The 740-nt window shown below is 53.9% G+C and carries 1 protein-coding gene; it reads right to left on the reverse strand.

Annotation, left to right across the window (positions count from 1 at the left end; genetic code table 11):
* Positions 1-570 (reverse strand): carbamoyltransferase N-terminal domain-containing protein (locus tag A3754_RS22575; RefSeq protein WP_197468788.1); only part of this gene is annotated, 570 nt, incomplete at its 3' end.
* Positions 571-740 lie beyond the last annotated feature (170 nt).

Genomic DNA, 740 nt, shown 5'->3' on the forward strand with positions numbered 1-740 from the left:
TGGCGTCTTCAGCGTCTCATCACCACCCAACACGCACTCCAGTCCCTTTCCGGCGTCGAGATACGCGGAGTATTGGGCATAATCCCCACCACCGTCACAGCTCAGGAAAAGGCCTTCATCCCAATCGGTGTAATACCAAGCCGCTGCCACATGACAATAGTGATGGTTGGCAAAATAAATCTCGGTTTTAGGCCCCACACCCAGCGCTTTTCGAAGCAAGCTCTGATCGATCAACGCCGTTTCATCCAGCCCGGTTTTGCGCATTTGCCCCGCCAGGTTCAGATCTCGTGTTGGCGCAGGCATCAACTTGCGTTTGAGCGTCTGTACCGGGTGGCTGGTCTTGCGAAACGTATGCTCCGGGATACGGGTACGCGTCAAGGCAACAACATCCACATCCTTGCGGGTTAGCCCTACAGCATCCAGCGCTTCATCAATGGAAGCCAGAGCAAAAAAACCGCCATCGTTCTTAATCCGGCTGACCCGCTCTTCCTTGCAGAAAGAAACCAGCTTCTCATCTCTGAATACAGCGGCGCCAGCATCGTGCCCTGTGTGGAGACCCAGTATTATCATTTTCATTCCTCTGTTGAACCGGAACCCGGCAAGCCATCCCGGCCTGCGGTCAAATAAACCGCCCATTCTACATACTCTAGCCGTTGGCTGAACCAGAGCAGACAACTTAGCGAAACCCCGTCATTACGGTACAATGCCCCCCCTTACGCCCTGTTTGCTGAATTCAAGAG

Source organism: Alcanivorax sp. HI0083 (assembly GCF_001635175.1).